Raw genomic sequence first — 18,231 nt, 5'->3', positions numbered from 1 at the left:
AAATCGCTTTTTACTTTATATCTTTTAACTAATTTATTAATTTTTGGATATTTTATTATTATAAGTTGTTAAGCTTAGATGTTTTAGTGTTTTTACAAAAATACTGCTATATTTGTAGTATTTTTTGGTAAGTACTTTGCATATGATTTATATGTTTCATTTAAACCTTTATAATCAAGTATTTTGCAGCTAACTCAAAGTGGCTCCTCTTTTTAGAAAATATAATGCTTGCAAATGTTATCTTGTTTTATATAATGCAAATTCAATCCTAATGATAGATACTATGAGACAAGAAGTTACTCTTATGATTGTGATAGTAAAGGATTTATGACTTGTTGGAGTTATTAAGTAAAGCAAGAGTAGTATAAATGATGTAGCCATAGGGGGGGGGATTGCATCCTCACTTTCGTGGGGCAAGACTTAATAAGCCTTGACAATAATTATACAAAGTAGTATAATTATGTGTAAGTATGCAATATTAAACAAAATACTATTCTCCTTTCTATGGAGATAGAATTTGCCGTAGGGATACCAGCCCTATGGCATAATCCCCATAACGCAATTATATCATTATTATCTACTAATTTTTCTTAAACTCTATCTTTTTAATAATTGAAGGATAAATAATATGGGTGAAAACATAAACCAAGATATTAAAAAATTACCACTTGATAGAATTTTAATTCGTAATGGTTGCTATTGCAACAAAGAAAAAAGTTCTAAAAGCTATAAAGTAGTCAAAAACAATAATGAAAATAAAATTATCATATCTCAAACTAAAAACGGCAATTATCTATATTTTAATAAAACTGCTAACAATAACTAATCTGCTTTGAATTGTATAAGAAATCTGATAAAATAAATATTATTGATAATAAATTTAATGCTTATAATTAGAAAAGTATAGAAATAATAATGATTTTTATCAGCATAAAGTTATTTAAAAAGATTGTTTTATTTTTTATTTGAATATCAATCCGTATAAGTCTTAAATTTAGAGCTACATCAAAAACTGAAATTTACAAATAATTTATATAAATATAATATTAAATAAATTAATTAATATATTTTTCTAATCTCGTTTTTTTTCTTTTTTTGATAACCTACCGTTTGCAAATCGAATTTAGGAAGTTAATTAAATGAAAAATATCGTTTTATTAGGTGGTAGTAACTCTGTAATGGTAAATGGTTTACAAAAAGGGTTAAAGGAGTATGCAAATGTGACAAATTTAGCTTTGGGTGGCACAACAAGCCTTCAAAATCTATATGAGCTAAAACGAGAGAAAAATCAAGAAGCTATCCAAAATGCAGATTTGATAATAACTGAATCTGTTATTAATGAACTTGATAAGCATAATGTTAGAGAAAATCTCCCATTGGATATAATTTTTAAGAATTTGCAATTTTTATACATAACTCTATATAAACTTAAAAAACCAGTTTGTATATTAATTTTACCATACAGATTTAAAAATTATCAAATAGTTATTAATATGCATAGATTTTTAGCTAATTATTATGGGTTAAATATTGTTGATATGCAAAAATACTATCAAGATAATGAAATAATTCAGTTTGGTAATAAATTTGGTCCCCATCAGCTAGCTGTAGTAAGTAGAAATGTTGGTAAGGAGATTGCTAAAAATATTGATATATTTAAAATTTCTCAAAAATCTCTTGATATTAATATGCCTGAATTTAAAATAGTAACACCAAAAAATATGCAAAGAAATGGTAATTTTAAAATTTTCAATCCTAATAATTCTATGTATAATGAAATTGTTTATCGTTTAGAAAAAGGGAATAGTTTATCATTTAATGATTGCGATGGATATGAAATTATTGGAATGCATAGCTGGAATTTAGAAAATAGTGGAGAGATAACAAAGTTGGGTTTTGGAATGGCTAGTGCGCATTGCGCCTCTATCCATTTAAGAAATAAAAATAATGGTATTGTTAAACCAACTTCAAAATTAAATATATTTTGCGAAATTCAAGCCGAACCAAAAGTTGATAGTAATCTTATAGTTAAATTTAATGATGAGAATTTGGATAATACTGAATTTTATATAGATTGTCTTTTAGAAAAACCTTATAAAATTATTCTTTCATACTTCGACCTTATAGCCTTCTTTTTATGCAAACCAAACCCAAAGATGAAGCTGTTTGATTTGAGTGTTATCCCGACCGATATAGATATAGAGATTGATAAAGATATAGATCGCTCTTATTTGATACCAAATATAGTATTTTTCAAAGATTCTATGGAGTTTATAGATGAGTATATTAGTCATCTTTACCCAAATATTGTTGAACATATTGATAGCGTTCTAACGCCACAAATTATTAAAAAAACTGAGGCTCAAATCTTATCGCAATTAAACAAAAATACGCCACAAATTCAGCCGTCTATGCAGATATCGCTAGAAGCAGAAAATAAAATTCTAAAAGATAAAATCAAAGAGTTAGAAACTAACTACCAAAAAGCCATAAAAGTTAAAAATCACCTAAGCTATAAACTAGGTCAGGCTCTAATAAAAGCTAATAAAAACTGGTATAAAGGTGGATATATTAAATTTATATTTGAAGCTATGAAAATTAAAAAAGAACATAAAAATAAAGATAAATCTAATATATAAAATAAATTTAGAAAATATGATTTATCATGCAAGGCTTGCAATGACAAATTTGGCATAGTTTTTATTATTGCAAGCTAAATTTTTAAAAATTTCACCAAATTTGTTCTAAATTTCTGTTAACTAAAATTAAATTCATTTAAATCTTTATCGCATATTAAATTTATTTTATGTTTTATGTTAGAATATAAACATCCAAAATAAATATATTTAAATTGAAAAAAAAAGGGGGGGGGTACGATGAATTCTAAAGTTTCAAAAATCATTATATTGGCATGTACTTGCTCATCTCTATCAGCGAATCAGTTTTGGGCTAGTGGCGTGAGTATAAATAGTGGTTGGAGTGCGTATTTGCAGCATCCAAATCAATGCTGGGGCGCCGTAGCTGGCAACACTCTTGGCTGGTGGCAACAAAATGTAGGCATTGATCTAAATTTAAAAGAAGGCGCACCGCAAGGTAATGAAGCTATCACAGATTGGTTTTATAAAAAATATCCACATATTCAAGGTGGATTACAACCGTATCGTGGGATGATCTACTATCTTGAAGAGTTTTCGCCAAATTTCAAAATCTACGAAAATAACAATAATCCAACATATTTAGAAAGAGAGTATGGCCCAACCAAGATTAGTGGAGCGCCATTTTGGACTGAGAGATATAACTATCAAAGTGAAGGTATCACAAAATCTTTGATAGAAAACTTCCAAACAGGCAAGGTCGTAGCTGCGCTTACTGATGATACTCACACGGTTACGCTTTGGGGGATTGAAGTCGATGAGAAAACTGGCAAGATCAAAAAAGGCTATGTGAGCGACTCTGTCAAAGATAAGGCTGGCCAACTCACTTTAAGAGAGGTTATAGGCAACTACGCCCCTGATAATAAAGGCAATGAAACTTTCCGCTTTCTTTATAGCTACTATGTAGCTAGCACAAATACTTATGTCACCGATCTTTATGAGATTTATAGTATTACATATCTAAGCATAGATGAAGCTAGAAATAATGGCACATATGTAGATAGCTCTAATAGAAAAGATTGCTTATTAAGCGTTTTGCCTGGCAGTGAGTGGGCTTGCGGAATTTCAACTAGTGAAGGCAATCAAGGCTCAAGCAACACCGAAAATTCTGGAAATACTGAAAATTCAGGTAGCCAAAATAACGGCAACCAAAGCAACACCGAAAATTCAGGAAATTCAAGTAATCAAGGCTCTACTGGTAACCAAAACACAAATCAAGGTAATACCGGTAGTGGTAGCACAGCTCCAGAAAATGGTAACAACACCGGAAATTCTAATAACCAAGGCTCAAATAATAACGGCAATCAAAATTCCAACAATCAAGGCTCAAATAACACCGAAAATTCCGGAAATACTGAAAATTCAGGTAGCCAAAATAACGGCAACCAAAGCAATAACGGAAATTCAAGCAACACTGGAAATTCAGGAAATTCAAATAATCAAGGCGGTGTCTCTAGCGAAAATGGCGCAAATTTAATTACTCAATCTGTCCAAAATGAGGTAAATAAACATAGCGAGCTTAATCTAGCCTTAGAAACAATAGGTAATACAACCCTATAGAAAATCCAAAAAAACGGCAAAGATATAGCCTTATATAACCCAAATTTAAGCGCTCCGCTTGTGCTAAATAGAGGCTTGGTTAATTACAAAATTACAAAAAATGATAATGGTGGCATAGAGATAACCAAATTTACAAACCAAGCAGCTCTAAAAGAAGCCAACGACGCTTCTAAGCTAAGTATGGATATAAACTACGCCGACATCAATAACCTAAATAAAAGGATGGGTGAGCTAAGAGGTATTAACGCAACCGCTGGTAGCTGGGCTAGGATTTTGGGTGGACAGGGCAGTAGTGATGGATTTGAAAATAAATTTACCCATGTTCAAGCTGGTTTTGATAAACAAAGTCAAATTTCAAGCGGATCTATCTTTAGCGGTATTACAGTAACTCACACAAGTAGCGATATAGATGGCGATAACGCAAAAGGCGATGTCAAAACAATCGGCGGTGGATTTTATATCTCTGGAGTATTTGATAATGGCTGGTATGTGGATGCCATCGCAAAATACACAAGAAATAACCATAAAATGGATTATAACTTCCCAAATATGAGTTTGAGCTTTTTGGATACAGATTATAATACAAACTCGCTTTATTTGGGTGGAGAATTTGGATATAGATTTGATTTTAATAATTTTTATATCGAGCCTCAAGCTGAATTTATCTATCTCAACACTAGTGGCGCAACTCTAAATAGCAATGGATTTGAAATGGAGATTAAAAGCTCAGATTTGCTAGTTGGTAGGGCTGAATTTAATTTTGCTAGAGAGGTTTGGCTAGGCAAGATTAGGGCTTATGCGCTTGGTGGGCTTAGCTATCAATGGGAGATGGTGAAAAATGCTGAAATATTAATAGATGGCGATAGTGCTAAAAACAGTGATAAAGACTCTAGAATGCTTATGAATTTGGGTCTAAATATGGTAGCTAGTGAGAATTTAAGAATTGGCTTAACTTTAGAAAAATCTGCATTTGGTGATTATGATACAGACTTAGCTGTAAACTTAAATGCTAGATATTCATTTTAAGCTGGGTAGAGTGAGATATTTTTAAATTTTTATTTAGTGTTAAATTTATTTTGCTAGACTTATACGCAAATTTAAATTGGAGGAAAAATGAGTCTATATAATAGAAATCTCTCATCGCAACAAAATGAGTTTAGTCGCACTTATGAGAGTGAGCAATCTTTTAGTGCTAGAGCGACTTTTGTCAAGCAAACTTATCAGCTTCTTAGTGCTTCGCTTCTAGCGGCAACCGTGGGTGCATATATCGGTGTTGATTATGTCAAAAGCTTTAGTTGGGTACTTTTGATCCTTGAATTTGCGATGCTTTTTGGGCTATTTTTTACACGCAAAAATCCAACTCTAGCTCTATTTTTGCTATTTGGATTTACCTTTGTAAGCGGTCTTACTCTTGGCCCAGTGCTTAATACCTATATCGGTGCTGGTATGGGGCATATCATCACTCAAGCATTTTTGATGACTACTGTGGCTTTTGGTGGGCTAACTATCTTTGCTTTTAATACTAAGCGTGATTTTTCATCAATGGGTAAAATGCTATTTATCACACTAATTGTAATTGTCGTAGCTGGGCTTTTAAATTTATTTTTCCAAAGCACAATGTTGGCTACTATCATTTCAGCAGTTGGTGCGATACTATTTAGTGCTTATATCCTTTATGATACTCAGATGATTTTACGCGGTGGATATGATAGCCCTGTGCTTGCTGCAGTTTCGCTATATCTTGATATTTTAAATTTATTTATCTCTCTTCTTAATCTTCTTGGTATATTTAACCGAGAATAATCAGAGCCACCGCTGCGGTGGCTTAACTAAATTTTTAACTTTTTTTGCTATAATCACGAGCTAATTACACCAATCAAAGGATACTCGTGAGTTCAATTCTTCTTATTATACAAGTTTTGCTAGCAGTGATTTTGACTATTGTCATATTACTACAAAAGAGTGCTTCTATGGGTCTTGGAGCTTATAGTGGAAGTAATGAGAGTCTATTTGGCGCTAAGGGTCCAGCTGGATTTTTAGCTAAATTTACATTTTTTATGGGGTTTTTGTTTGTTATTAATACCATAGCCCTTGGATATACATATAATCAATCTTTGCGTGATTCTGTAGTTGATAGTGCTAAATTTGACTCAATCCAAGCACCGCAAGCCCCAAATACCAACATAATACCTACAGCACCAGCGGCACCAACAGCTGAAAATAACACAACAGCCAACTAAAAGGATAGATATGCTAAATGAAATTTACAACAACCAAAAACTACACAACGACAAAGCGCTAGAGGCTCTAAAGCGTGATTTTGCAACACTTCGCACAGGTAAGGTAAGTATTAATATCTTAGATCATGTACATGTAGATTACTATGGAAGCTCTACTCCATTAAATCAAGTTGCCACCGTTTTGGCTACTGATGCTAGCACAATTACCATCACTCCATGGGAAAAATCTATGCTAAAAACTATCACTGCGGCGATCCAAGCGGCAAATATAGGCGTAAATCCAAATAACGATGGCGAGAGCGTTAAGCTATTTTTCCCTCCGATGACAACAGAAGATCGCCAAAAAAACGCCAAAGAGGCAAAAGCTATGGGCGAAAAAGCTAAAGTAGCTATCAGAAACATTCGCAAAGATGCTAATGATGATATCAAAAAAATAGAAAAAGATAAAACTCTAAGCGAAGATGAGATTAAAAAAGGCTATGATGAGGTACAAAAAATTACCGATAATTATATCACCAAAGTAGATCAAATAGTAAAAGATAAAGAAGCTGAACTTTTAAAGGTTTGATATGAATTTAGAACAAATTTACAAAGATGCTGGAGCATATTTAGAGGGACATTTTTTACTAAGTAGTGGTAACCACTCACAATTTTATTTGCAGAGTGCAAAGGTTTTAGAAGATCCGATTTTAACAGGCGTTTTGTGCGATAAGTTATTTGCTAAAATTGCTGAGGCTGGGGTTGAATTTGATAGTGTTTGTTCGCCTGCGCTTGGTGGAATTTTGGCTGGATATGAGCTAGCTAGAGCTGGTAAAAAAAGATTTATTTTTACTGAAAGAGTTGATAGCGTGATGAGCCTTAGACGTGGATTTAGCGTAAAAGAGGGCGAGAGATTTATAATATGCGAAGATATAATAACTACTGGAGGCTCAGCCTTAGAAAGTGCTAAGATTATTGAGAGTTTAGGTGGCGTTGTAGTAGGGTTTGCGGCGCTTGCAAATCGAGGATTTTGCTCTGTTAGTGGATTAAATAATGAGAGAAAAGATAGCTGTAAGCTCCCAGCTGATAAACCGCTTTTTGCTCTTGGTAATTTTGAATTTGAAATTTATCCGCCAGAGTCTTGTCCATTGTGTAAAAATGGCTCAAAAGCATTCAAGCCTGGGAGTCGTGGAAACGCATGAGTAAGGCGGTAGCCGCTAATATCTTTAGTAGGGTAAAAGCGTTTATTATGGATATGTTCTTTATCGCTGCTCCGCTTTTGTATCTTATGACTTATATAATCTTAAATGGCAAGGATGAGTTTCAAAGCAATCAACTAGCTATATTTTTGGTTTGGCTAGTTTTTGGGCTGATACAATCTCTGTTTTTTGCTTTTAAGGCTCAAAGTCCTGGGTATAAGGCACAAGGGATCTATCTAGTTGGATTAAATGGCAAAAAGGCGAATTTGATCATCTATCTGCTTAGATATTTTTTCTTTATTACTACTTTTATTATAGGTGGGTCGTTTTTTTGCTTTTTTAGGAGAGATAAGCGGAATTTACACGATCTGTTAGCTGGAACTATCGTAGTCCAAAAGAGTTATTAAGAGTTTATTTATCTTAATTTTGTATTATTTCATTTTTAAATTTATATAAGGATTTAATATGTCAGTAACTTTCAAAGGTACAGCAGTAGAGCTAGAAGGAAAAGGCGTAAATGTAGGCCAAAGAGCGCCAGAAGTTGATCTAGTAGCTAAGGATCTATCTAGCCTAAAAGTAGGCGGCGCAAGTGGAAAATTCCAAGTCTTAATAGTAGTCCCAAGCCTAGATACAGGAGTTTGTGCGACTGAAGCTAGAACATTTAACCAAAAAGTAGCTAGCAAAAGCAATGTTGAAGCTACGGTTATATCGCTAGATCTTCCATTTGCTATGGGTAGATTTTGCTCGACTGAAGGAATCGAAAATTTAAGAGTGGCTAGTGATTTTAGAGGTGCTAAATTCGGTAAAGAGTATGGTGTTTTGCTAGCTAGTAGTCCACTTGCTGGATTGCTAACTCGTGCTATTTTCGTAATTGACCCAAATGGTGTTGTAGTTTATAAAGAGCTAGTTAGCGAAATCACAACTGAGCCAAACTACGACGCAGCATTGAAAGCTATCGGCGGTGGTTGCGGTTGCGGTTGCTCTCACTAACTGAATTTTAAGCGTTATTATATCACGCTTTTTAGCGAAATTTGGAGCTATAATCGCTTTTGAATTTCGCTAATCTATCGCTATTTCAATCCATTTTCTACTATTTAGCTATTTAAAGATTTTTATTATTGTATAATTTTACTCAACCATCATAGTATAGAAGGAAAAATATGAATTTAAGCCTTAAATTTAGACCGACAAAAATCAGCCAAATGGTAGGTCAAGATGATATTAGAGAAATTTTTACGAAATTTATAGAGAATAAAAATATCCCGCATAGCTTGTTTTACGGCACAGCCGGAAGTGGTAAAACTACGATGGCTAAGATCATTGCTAAGGAGATGGATTATGAATTTTTCGAGCTTGATGGGGCGAATTTAAAAAGCGAAGAAGTCCGTAAAATCATAGCTAAATTTGACAGCTCACTATATTTACCACTTATATTTATCGATGAATTTCATCGCCTTAGCAAGACTCAACAAGAGACGCTTTTGATCCCAATGGAAGAGAAAAAATGTATTATAATTGGCGCCACCACCGAAAATCCCAAATTCTCTATAAGTAGTGGAATCCGCTCTAGGATGATGATATTTGAGTTTAAACCGCTATCGTATAGAGATTTGGAGCTTTTATTAACTGATATTCAAAAGAGTGTATATTTTGAGATTAATGAGAGTGCTAAGGATTATCTCATTAGCTCTAGTGGTGGCGATGCTAGAAGTATGCTAAATTTGCTAGAATACGCCCTAAGTGTGGATAAAAATATAAATTTAAAGATTTTAAAAACTCTAAGATGCTCTAGCTTTAGCGAAGGTAGCAGTAGCAAAGATACTCACTATAATCTAATAAGTGCGATGATAAAGAGCCTAAGGGGTAGTGATATCGATGCGGCGATATACTATCTTGCAAGGCTCATAGCAGCTGAGGAGGAGCCTGAATTTTTGGCTAGAAGGATGGTGATTTTCGCTAGTGAGGATATAGGCAATGCCAATCCAAATGCCCTAAATGTAGCCACAAATACCATGCTAGCAGTATCAAAAATAGGCTATCCAGAAGCTAGAATTATCCTAAGTCAATGCGCTATCTATCTAGCTAGCTCACCTAAATCCAACTCTAGCTACAAGGCTATAAATTTCGCACTTGATTATATCAGCAAAAACCCAGCCTTACCAGTGCCACCTTATCTTATCAACACAGATGAGGCCAAAAAAGACTATCTATATCCGCATGATTTTGATGGATGGGTGGAGCAAAAATATATGCAAAAAGATATTAAATTCTATTATAGCAACTCTATTGGATTTGAAAAAACTCTAGATGATTGGATAGAAAAAATCAAATTTAAAAACTAATTTATAGTGAGGCTAATAGGGTATTTTTAATCTTAATTTAAGTATTGATTATGATTAAATTTGCTAGAATAGCCACTTTATAAATTTCATAATTAATAAAATAAAAAATAGGGGGGGGGTGTAGTGCGAGAAGTGTTTTATATAGCTGGATTTGATCCTAGAAGCCCAAAATACTACTACTCCATCTTTAAAAACAATATCCATAAAACAAGCGCAATAGAACAAAATGAGCTAAATATAGACAAACTCAAAAAAGATGATTTATTCTATTTTAATGCCTATTATAAGGGCGTTAAAACCAAATATAATTTTCTAATTTGGAATGATATAGTAAAAGAGCATTTTTGTAAAAGATTTTTTGAAGTTTTTGGGGCTTTGTTTGTGGCGCTCTTTAATTACCCTATATCCGGCGCTGTCTATATGGTAGCTAGATACTCACGCACTCAGCTAATTGCTGGATATTATCCTATAGTTTTTATATTGTTGTCATATTTTTTGACGGGATTTTTTTGTTACGGGCTTAGCTATTTTATACAAAATTATATTTTGTGGATTATTTGCTCTATTTTACTCTTTTATCTAGCTACTAAGGGGATATTCTATCTAGGGATGAATGCGGGGATGTTTTGGCTACTTAGCATTTATAGATTTTGTTATAAATATGCTAGAAGCGAGATTAAAGGTGCAGATGAGAGAAATGAGGGCTTTGCTAATAAGATTATAAAAAGCTTAAAAAATAACCAAAATACCAATGACGAAGTGATGATAGTAGCGCATAGCGTTGGGGCGATTATAGCTATTAGTAGTGTGGCAAGAGTGATAGAAAAAAGCAAGATTGAAGGGCTAAATATATCAAATTTAAAGCTTGTTTTAATAGGCGGATGTATTCCGCTTGTATCATTTCATAAATACGCAGATAAATTCAAAAAAGAGCTTGAGATAGTAGCAAATTCTGGTATCACCTGGCTAGATTTTAGCTCTAAGATTGATGGAGCGTGCTTTTTTAAGGTAGATTATATCAAGCTTTTAAGGCAAAATGCCAAATCGCCAAAGCTAATATCAGTTGGATTTTTTAAAATTTATGATAAAAAAACATACAAAAATATAAGATATAAGTGGTATCAAGTTCATTTTTTGTATCTTAAAGCGACTCAAATTCGTGGTGGGTATGATTATTTTTATCTAACCATAGACCCTAGCAAACTTGAAGATAAGAAATTTTAAGGAGTCAATCATGGGAGTTTGTCCATTTCACCCAAAACCGCATAGTAGCAAAGCTGGGCTAATAACGACATTTTTGCTCAAGCGCAGATCGTGGCTAGATGGTTTATATGAAAAAAGCTATAAGATGAGAGCTGGCAGAGTTAAGATGCCTGGATTTGACCTTTTTGTAGTAAATGATCCTAAAGAAGTTCGCAAAATTATGGTAGATAATGTCAAGGAATTCCCAAAAAGCGATATGCTCCATGAGCTTTTAAAGCCCCTTTTGGGCGTTAGTATTTTTACTACTAATGGCGAGGTGTGGAAAAAGCAAAGAGAGCTTTTGCGACCTAGCTTTGAGATGACTAGGATTAGTAAGGTTTTTGATCTGATGAGTAGTGCGGCTGCTGATATGATGGATAGATTTAGAAAATATCCTGATGGATCTATTGTTGAGGTTGATGAGCATATGACCTTTGTAACTGCAGATGTAATATTTCGTACTATTATGAGTTCTAAGCTAGATGAGATAAAAGGCAAAGAGATATTGCATGCATTTGTAACATTTCAAGAAGAGATTGCTAGAACAGCTATTAGGAAGTTTTTTTGTGTGCCACAATGGCTTTCAAATATCCTTGGTGAAAATAAGAGAATGAAAGCTGGAGCTGTAATTAGAAAGAGTCTTTCAGATATCATTAAACCTAGATATGAAAATTATGAGAGCGATACATATTGCGATATTCTCTCATCGCTTTTACATACAGTAGATGCTAGTAGCGGGGAGCGTTTTAGTTTTGAAGAGATTTTAGATCAAGTATCAATGCTATTTTTAGCAGGCCATGAGACAACAGCAAGCTCTCTAACATGGACTCTATACTGTTTAAGCCTTGATCAAGATGCTCAGCAAAAAGCATATAATGAGATAATTAGCATTAATAAAGATGGCAAATTTAGCATTTCAGATATTAAAGAGATGAAGTATTTAACTAATGTCTTTAAAGAAGCTCTAAGACTATATCCGCCAGTTGGATTCTTTGCTCGTCAAAGCAAGGGCGAAGCTAAAATACGAGATAAGGTGCTGCAAAAAGGATCAGGAGTTGTCGTTGCACCATGGCTAATTCATAGGCATGATGATTTTTGGGATGCTCCACATGAGTTTAGACCAGATAGACATAATGAAAATATTCCAAAAGAAAAATATATGCCTTTTGGGTTAGGTGAGCGAGTTTGCATCGGACAAGGCTTTGCTATGCAAGAAGCGATTATAATTTTAGCTAATATTTTGCGCGAATTCAAGTTGGAGCTAAAAGATGGGTTTATCCCCGATGTTGTCGGTAGGCTCACAGTTCGCTCAGCCAATGGAATGATGATTAAGATGAGCAAAAGGTAGCAAGTTTGAGATTTAAAGAGAAGTTAGCTGGGACGGCGCTTTTATGCGTACTTGTCCCACTAGCTGTAGTGGGCTATATCTATATCGCTATTATAGGGACTTTTGGTAATCCAGCTCGTGCTAGACAGGCAGTTAGAGCGCTTGATCACTTTGTCAATGCAGCTGTATTTAATGGATATGCATGGGAGTCAGTCTCTAGTCACGCATGGAGAATGCGTCATAAAAGATGGGCTAAAATTGTTATTTTCATCACCGACAAATTTCAAAAAAATCATTGTCAAAGAGCCAATAAAAGAGAGCAACCAATTATAGATCTGATGCTTAGCAGGAGGCTAAATGAACAGACAATAGGTATAAAGAAAAAATAATAAAAATTTAATTTAGATATGTAAATATTTAAAAAGATAATTTTAAGCTCTTTATTACTTGATTTTAAGTAAAATTTAGCACTTAGTATTTGAAATTTGAAAGATCAAAAAATGAAAAAAATATTATCAATTTTGACTATTTTTGCTACTGCAGCAATAGCAATTGCACCTGTTAGTTCTATAAATTCAGTCAATTCAGCTACGGTAAATTCTCAAGCTCAAATTGCAAACTCGCAATCTCAAGCTGCGCTAATCCCACAAGATGCCAATCTCACTATAAGTTCCACAGAGCCAATTCAAATGGTTTTTGGTGAAAATTTATTTAATGGCAACTTTACAATGGTAAGCCAGCATATTTATAATCCTGATTATATTTTAGCTATTGGCGATATTGTAAATGTTAAGTTGTGGGGCGCATATGAGTTTGAACAGCAGCTTACTATCGATTCACAAGGTAATATATTTTTACCAAAAGTTGGGGTTATTAAGCTTCTTGGTGTGAAAAATTCAAATTTAGTTAATGTGATTTCAAAAAGTGTAAAAAGAGTATTTAAAGAGAATGTGCATGTATATGCTGATATGGGAATTTATCAAAATGTATCTATATTTGTTACTGGTAATGTAAATAAGCCAGGCCTTTATCAAGGGCTTAGTTCAGATTCTCTTATACAGTTTATAGATAAAGCTGGCGGTATAAATCCGCAATATGGAAGCTTTCGCAATATTACTGTAGTGCGAAATAACCAGCCATATAAGAGTATAGATCTGTATGATTTTATGGTTGATGGCAAGATTGAGATGTTTGCTTTAAAAAATGGCGATGTGATCTTGGTTGGTAGTGTGGGGGCATATATGAGTGCTAGTGGAGAAGTGCTACGCTCATATAGATTTGAGGCTAAAAATAACTCAATGAGCCTAAAAGAGCTAGCAAGACTAGCAGGAATTAAACCAGTAGTAACCCAAGCTATAGTAAAAAGCTATAATAATAGCCAAATTCAAATTACTAGTTATCCTTTAACAAAATTTGATTCTGTGAAGTTAAGGGCTGGAGATGCTGTGGAGTTTATGACCGACCATGCTGCAACTGAAGTGCGTATAAATATAGATGGCGAACATAGTGGAGCTCGTGCGATTGTTGTACCTAAAGGGACTACTCTTGGCGAGCTTATGGAAAAGATTGGATTTAATGCGCAGTCTAATGTAGATGCTATTCAGCTTTTTAGAAAAAGTGTAGCAAAAATGCAAAAAAATCTTATAGATTCACATCTAAGGGAGCTAGAGTCTATCGCTCTTACGACATCATCAGCTACTACGCAAGAAGCTCAAATCAGAGCTGCTGAAGCTAAATCTATTTTGGAGTTTATAGAGCGTGCTAGAATGGTAGAGCCAAAAGGTCAAGTAGTAATTAGCAATAAAGATGATATAAATCAGATTGTATTGCAAGAAGATGATACGATATATATCCCAACTAAGGATAACATAGTAATTGTCCAAGGCGAAGTCTCTATGCCAGGAGCCTTTACTCATGTGGCGGATTCTGATATAGAAGATTATATCGAGATGGCTGGAGATCTAAGTGCTAGGGCTGATAGTAGTAGAGTTATACTTGTTGCAGCCAATGGCAAGGCGGGTAAATTTAGAGCTTCAAGTGGCGAGAATGTCTATCCTGGAGATTCAATTTTGGTATTACCAAAAGTCGAGGGTAAAACTCTTCAAGCTACAAGTATCTTAACTCAAATTCTATATCAACTAGCAATAGCTGCTAAAGTGGTGATAGATCTATAAGAAAGGTATTCTAATGTATAAGGAAATATTTCAAATTAGAGATATATAAAAAACAATAATATTAATGGATATTGTATATATCTAGTTAATAGTGGTTTTGGAGATATATTAACCAACGCATCAGCACAATCATTTATTTGTGATTTATTTGATCTAAAATTTCAAGGTATCGCTAATAAAGATATTAAAACTAGTTTTACATTTAATAATTGGTATAGTAGCATTATAGAAGATGCTGGTTTTTGTACTTATCATAATTTAAAAAAACTTCTTATTATAGAAGTTGATGATATTTTAAAAGATATTGTATATATTAAAAGTAAAATCAATATGATGTTAGAAAATGGGGGGGGTATGAGGCTATTTGTATCAAACCTAAAAGATTATTTTTCACGCACTCTTTTGATGAGATATGTAATGATTTAGAGTGCAGTATCTATGACAATTCATTTATTAAAATATTTAAAAATAGAATAAATCAATATTTTGCTAATAAAAAATATGACAAATTGGATGATTCATTTAAAATATGTTTGCATCTGCGCAGAGGAGATTGTTCTACAATTTTAGTAAATAAAAACAAAGATATAATAACCACATCTTGGTTTAATAGAGGCGTTCATACTCATAGTTGGTATAATTTAAAAGACAAAAGCGGAAGCAGACATTGTCTTATAGATTTTAATATGTTAAATAATATGATTAATTTTGCTAAATCCATGCATTAGAAGTATGGTAAAAAAATATCTATTATATTTATAACAGATGGTTTTGATACAAGAATGTATAATATTATAAACAGCGATAATTTTAAAATTGAATTAAAAAAATTAGGAAAATTTGTTGATATTAATGTTGTACGCAATTATTGTAATTCCGAGTTAGATAAAATATCTAATTGTATTTTTTTGATAAAAAGATCGTTGGAGAATCTAAAGAAATATTTTTAGAAACTATTTATTATATTTTAAATTCAAATTTAATTATTAGCAGCAGTAGAAGTTTTATTTTTAGAGTTTTACTTGGATGGAAAGATACGAATCTATTTCAAATCGCATACTTAGGATCTATTGAAAAAACTGCTGATTTGCATTTAAGCAAAAGAAATGTTAAAGTTTATAAATTTAAAAACTTTAACGATATACTAGAAAGTAAGAGATATCTAATATGATTTTTACTACAGCCCAAGAAAACAAAAATCTAAAAGCTCAATTATCTAAATTAAGTCAAGAGCTTGAAACCAATAATTCAAAATCCAAATCAGACAACCAAAAACTACAAAAGATAAATACCGATCTATACTTTGCTTTAAATTATGGCACCGCCAAATCCCGCATTAAAAACCAACTAACATACAAGCTAGGCGAAGCTATGATAGCAAATTCAAAAAGCTTATTAGGCTATATAAAAATGCCTTATATCCTAAGTTATATCAAAGAAACCCACCAAAAAGAGCAAAAACTCTATCAAGAAAAGATTAAAGCTAACCCAAGCTTAAAGCTCCCACCACTTGAGACCTATCCAGATTACAATGAAGCTATAAAGATAAAAGAGCATCTAAGCTACAAACTTGGAGAGGCTTTGATAAATGCTGATAAGTCTAAGTTTAAATTAGGCTACCTAAGCTTATGGTTTAAATGTAAAAATATCACCAAAGAGCATAAAGATAATCACAAAAATAGCCCAAATCATTAAAACCAAACCATAAATAAAATTCATAAATACCAACTATTTCATTTAGTAAAATCTAAATGAAATAGTCCAAACAACCCTAAAACACAAATAAATATAATTAAATTTAATATATAATCAACTATTATAAATCTCTTTTTAAACCTCTTTATACTCCTTTAAACCAAATTTAGCTACACTCAGTTTTGAAATCAATTATCAAAATTAATCAAGAATAATATAATTATTTAAGTAATATAAATTTGAAAAATAAAATTTAAAATATCAATTTTTAAATTTAAAAATAAAAATTCAAATTCAAAAGATAAATTGATAAAACACACCAACTCAAAGGCCACAAATGCGAAATTTGCTATTTTTGCTCTTTATATCTTTAATTTTCATATCTTGCTCTTCAAGCAAAGCGCCATATTCTCCGCCTATAATGGATGATAATTTCACTCGTAATTCTCTAAAAACCCCCTATATTAAATAAATTTGATTTAACAAATTCAAATAACCCCACCAACCAAACAAATATAACCCCATCAAATAATCAGCCAAATTCATCTAGCCAACCACCCCAAATAACTCAGCCACCGCTATTAACCGCCCCAGATGCTCTAGGCTCATCCCCATTTAGCGGCGCCAAATCCACTCCACTTACTATCATCAACCCAATGGGTGGCTCAGCAATCACAGTTTGGGCATTAGCTCCTGGTAATTGGCTATGGGGATATACCTTAGATAACTCTAAAGAGTTTGGTAGAGCTAGGTCATGGCAAGTTTTAAATCTAGGTAATGATATAGCTTTGATTATAAATTTCCTTACTAATACTTGTATCCATGATGAAGGTGGTGGTATCACTCACAGAGATTGCGATATCAATAACAAATTCCAACAATGGCAACTATCAGCTATGGACAATGGCGCCATTCAGATAAAATCTAGTGCTTCTAGTAAGTGTATTACAACAGATCTTGGCTCACTAACTCAAACTGGCAGCTACTACAGTCTTGCCATGAGAGAGTGTAATTTTAAGCCAAATTTTAATCAACAATGGGTATTTATCCCTGAAGCCGCACCAACCTCTCCACTCTTAGGATACCAACAATGAAAAATATATTAATCTTATTATTATTTAGCTTTATAAGCTTATTTGCTAATATAGATGATTTTAAAACAGCCACTTGGAATATGCAAGGCTCAAGTGCTAGTAGTGAGGCTAAATGGAGCATTAGTATAGCTCAAATGTTCTCTGGAGCTAATGGAATAGATGTCTTAGCCATCCAAGAAGCTGGCACCTTGCCTGCTACAGCTCAGCCAACAGGAAGAGAGTTTAGAGCATTTGGCACACAAGTAGTAGTAACTGAGCATGTATGGAATATCGGCACTAGACTTAGACCTGATCTAATCTTTATATATTATGCTAGGACAGATTTAGGTGGTAATAGAGTAAATTTAGCTATAGCTAGTAGAAGACAAGCTGATGAAGTATTCTTACGACCACCTCCAACAACAGCCTCAAGACCAATGCTAGGAATTAGAATTAATAATGATGCATTCTTTAGTATCCATGCTTTAGCTAATGGTGGAGCTGATGCTTCAGCTATTGTTCATAATATAGATCTATTCTTTCAAAGCAGCCCAACCCTAGCTAATACTAATTGGATTATAATGGGGGATTTTAATAGAGAGCCAGTAGATCTACTTAGCTCATTTGAATTAGAGTTAAGACTTAGAACTAGAATAATTACTAATAACGCCATCACTCAAATAAGCGCTAGAAGAACTCTAGATTATGCTGTGGTTGGTAACTCCAATAGAGCTATCGCACCAGCA

General features: G+C 33.2%; 18 protein-coding genes. All 18 read left to right on the top strand.

Annotated features, from left to right (window positions below; translation table 11 throughout):
- Positions 1 to 628: 628 nt before the first annotated feature.
- Entirely contained in the window at positions 629 to 826 is a 198-nt protein-coding gene (locus CIGNP109_RS08005) for a hypothetical protein (RefSeq protein WP_086228871.1), read from the top strand.
- A gap of 313 nt (positions 827 to 1,139) precedes the next feature.
- A complete protein-coding gene (locus CIGNP109_RS08700) occupies positions 1,140 to 2,639 on the top strand; it encodes a hypothetical protein (RefSeq protein ID WP_180380034.1) in 1,500 nt (499 codons plus the stop codon).
- A 237-nt stretch (positions 2,640 to 2,876) separates the two neighbouring features.
- A complete protein-coding gene (locus CIGNP109_RS08550; protein WP_201789963.1) occupies positions 2,877 to 4,214 on the top strand; it encodes a hypothetical protein in 1,338 nt (445 codons plus the stop codon).
- Positions 4,215 to 4,274: 60 nt separating this feature from the next.
- Positions 4,275 to 5,240 (top strand): autotransporter outer membrane beta-barrel domain-containing protein, encoded by a 966-nt coding sequence (locus tag CIGNP109_RS08545; protein WP_201789962.1) that lies wholly within the window; start codon positions 4,275 to 4,277, stop codon positions 5,238 to 5,240.
- Between the two features lie 87 nt (positions 5,241 to 5,327).
- Positions 5,328 to 6,017 (top strand): Bax inhibitor-1/YccA family protein, encoded by a 690-nt coding sequence (locus CIGNP109_RS07990; RefSeq protein ID WP_086226149.1) that lies wholly within the window; start codon positions 5,328 to 5,330, stop codon positions 6,015 to 6,017.
- An 86-nt stretch (positions 6,018 to 6,103) separates the two neighbouring features.
- Positions 6,104 to 6,454 carry a preprotein translocase subunit SecG gene (secG, locus tag CIGNP109_RS07985; protein ID WP_086228870.1) on the top strand — a complete coding sequence of 117 codons (351 nt, stop codon included), beginning with the start codon at positions 6,104 to 6,106 and terminating at the stop codon, positions 6,452 to 6,454.
- Positions 6,455 to 6,464: 10 nt separating this feature from the next.
- Positions 6,465 to 7,022: a ribosome recycling factor gene (gene frr, locus CIGNP109_RS07980; protein ID WP_086225449.1), complete on the top strand. Its 558-nt coding sequence runs from the start codon at positions 6,465 to 6,467 to the stop codon at positions 7,020 to 7,022.
- 1 nt (position 7,023) lies between these two features.
- Positions 7,024 to 7,635, top strand: coding sequence for an orotate phosphoribosyltransferase (pyrE, locus tag CIGNP109_RS07975; protein WP_086225448.1), 612 nt, complete (start codon positions 7,024 to 7,026; stop codon positions 7,633 to 7,635).
- Entirely contained in the window at positions 7,632 to 8,039 is a 408-nt protein-coding gene (locus CIGNP109_RS07970) for an RDD family protein (RefSeq protein ID WP_086228869.1), read from the top strand. Before pyrE ends, CIGNP109_RS07970 begins: the two co-directional genes overlap by 4 nt.
- A 58-nt stretch (positions 8,040 to 8,097) precedes the next feature.
- Entirely contained in the window at positions 8,098 to 8,622 is a 525-nt protein-coding gene (gene tpx / locus CIGNP109_RS07965; protein ID WP_086228868.1) for a thiol peroxidase, read from the top strand.
- A gap of 170 nt (positions 8,623 to 8,792) precedes the next feature.
- Complete coding sequence (locus tag CIGNP109_RS07960; protein WP_086228867.1) at positions 8,793 to 9,974, top strand: replication-associated recombination protein A; 1,182 nt, start codon at positions 8,793 to 8,795, stop codon at positions 9,972 to 9,974.
- Between the two features lie 123 nt (positions 9,975 to 10,097).
- On the top strand, positions 10,098 to 11,198 hold the full coding sequence (locus CIGNP109_RS07955; protein WP_141081056.1) for a hypothetical protein: 1,101 nt from the start codon (positions 10,098 to 10,100) through the stop codon (positions 11,196 to 11,198).
- Between the two features lie 10 nt (positions 11,199 to 11,208).
- Entirely contained in the window at positions 11,209 to 12,564 is a 1,356-nt protein-coding gene (locus CIGNP109_RS07950; RefSeq protein ID WP_086228865.1) for a cytochrome P450, read from the top strand.
- 5 nt (positions 12,565 to 12,569) lie between these two features.
- Positions 12,570 to 12,932 carry a hypothetical protein gene (locus tag CIGNP109_RS07945; protein WP_086228864.1) on the top strand — a complete coding sequence of 121 codons (363 nt, stop codon included), beginning with the start codon at positions 12,570 to 12,572 and terminating at the stop codon, positions 12,930 to 12,932.
- A gap of 111 nt (positions 12,933 to 13,043) precedes the next feature.
- On the top strand, positions 13,044 to 14,717 hold the full coding sequence (locus tag CIGNP109_RS07940) for a polysaccharide biosynthesis/export family protein (RefSeq protein WP_086228863.1): 1,674 nt from the start codon (positions 13,044 to 13,046) through the stop codon (positions 14,715 to 14,717).
- Between the two features lie 1,167 nt (positions 14,718 to 15,884).
- Positions 15,885 to 16,412, top strand: coding sequence for a hypothetical protein (locus CIGNP109_RS07930; protein ID WP_086228861.1), 528 nt, complete (start codon positions 15,885 to 15,887; stop codon positions 16,410 to 16,412).
- A gap of 461 nt (positions 16,413 to 16,873) precedes the next feature.
- Positions 16,874 to 17,506: an RICIN domain-containing protein gene (locus CIGNP109_RS07925; RefSeq protein WP_336526418.1), complete on the top strand. Its 633-nt coding sequence runs from the start codon at positions 16,874 to 16,876 to the stop codon at positions 17,504 to 17,506.
- Positions 17,503 to 18,231 (top strand): cytolethal distending toxin subunit B family protein (locus tag CIGNP109_RS07920; protein ID WP_086228859.1); only part of this gene is annotated, 729 nt, incomplete at its 3' end. The genes CIGNP109_RS07925 and CIGNP109_RS07920, both read left to right, overlap by 4 nt.

The organism is Campylobacter sp. P0109, from assembly GCF_002138755.1.
Taxonomy (GTDB): domain Bacteria; phylum Campylobacterota; class Campylobacteria; order Campylobacterales; family Campylobacteraceae; genus Campylobacter; species Campylobacter devanensis.
This window is presented reverse-complemented; position numbering and strand designations above follow the sequence as displayed.

Excerpts from the sequence above, each read along its gene's own strand:
- CIGNP109_RS07930 (WP_086228861.1), top strand. The coding sequence starts at position 15,885 with ATGATTTTTACTACAGCCCAAGAAAACAAAAATCTAAAAGCTCAATTA.
- CIGNP109_RS08550 (WP_201789963.1), top strand. The coding sequence starts at position 2,877 with ATGAATTCTAAAGTTTCAAAAATCATTATATTGGCATGTACTTGCTCA.
- CIGNP109_RS07950 (WP_086228865.1), top strand. The coding sequence starts at position 11,209 with ATGGGAGTTTGTCCATTTCACCCAAAACCGCATAGTAGCAAAGCTGGG.
- CIGNP109_RS07940 (WP_086228863.1), top strand. The coding sequence starts at position 13,044 with ATGAAAAAAATATTATCAATTTTGACTATTTTTGCTACTGCAGCAATA.
- CIGNP109_RS07990 (WP_086226149.1), top strand. The coding sequence starts at position 5,328 with ATGAGTCTATATAATAGAAATCTCTCATCGCAACAAAATGAGTTTAGT.
- frr (WP_086225449.1), top strand. The coding sequence starts at position 6,465 with ATGCTAAATGAAATTTACAACAACCAAAAACTACACAACGACAAAGCG.
- CIGNP109_RS07960 (WP_086228867.1), top strand. The coding sequence starts at position 8,793 with ATGAATTTAAGCCTTAAATTTAGACCGACAAAAATCAGCCAAATGGTA.
- CIGNP109_RS08005 (WP_086228871.1), top strand. The coding sequence starts at position 629 with ATGGGTGAAAACATAAACCAAGATATTAAAAAATTACCACTTGATAGA.
- tpx (WP_086228868.1), top strand. The coding sequence starts at position 8,098 with ATGTCAGTAACTTTCAAAGGTACAGCAGTAGAGCTAGAAGGAAAAGGC.
- pyrE (WP_086225448.1), top strand. The coding sequence starts at position 7,024 with ATGAATTTAGAACAAATTTACAAAGATGCTGGAGCATATTTAGAGGGA.
- CIGNP109_RS07970 (WP_086228869.1), top strand. The coding sequence starts at position 7,632 with ATGAGTAAGGCGGTAGCCGCTAATATCTTTAGTAGGGTAAAAGCGTTT.
- CIGNP109_RS08700 (WP_180380034.1), top strand. The coding sequence starts at position 1,140 with ATGAAAAATATCGTTTTATTAGGTGGTAGTAACTCTGTAATGGTAAAT.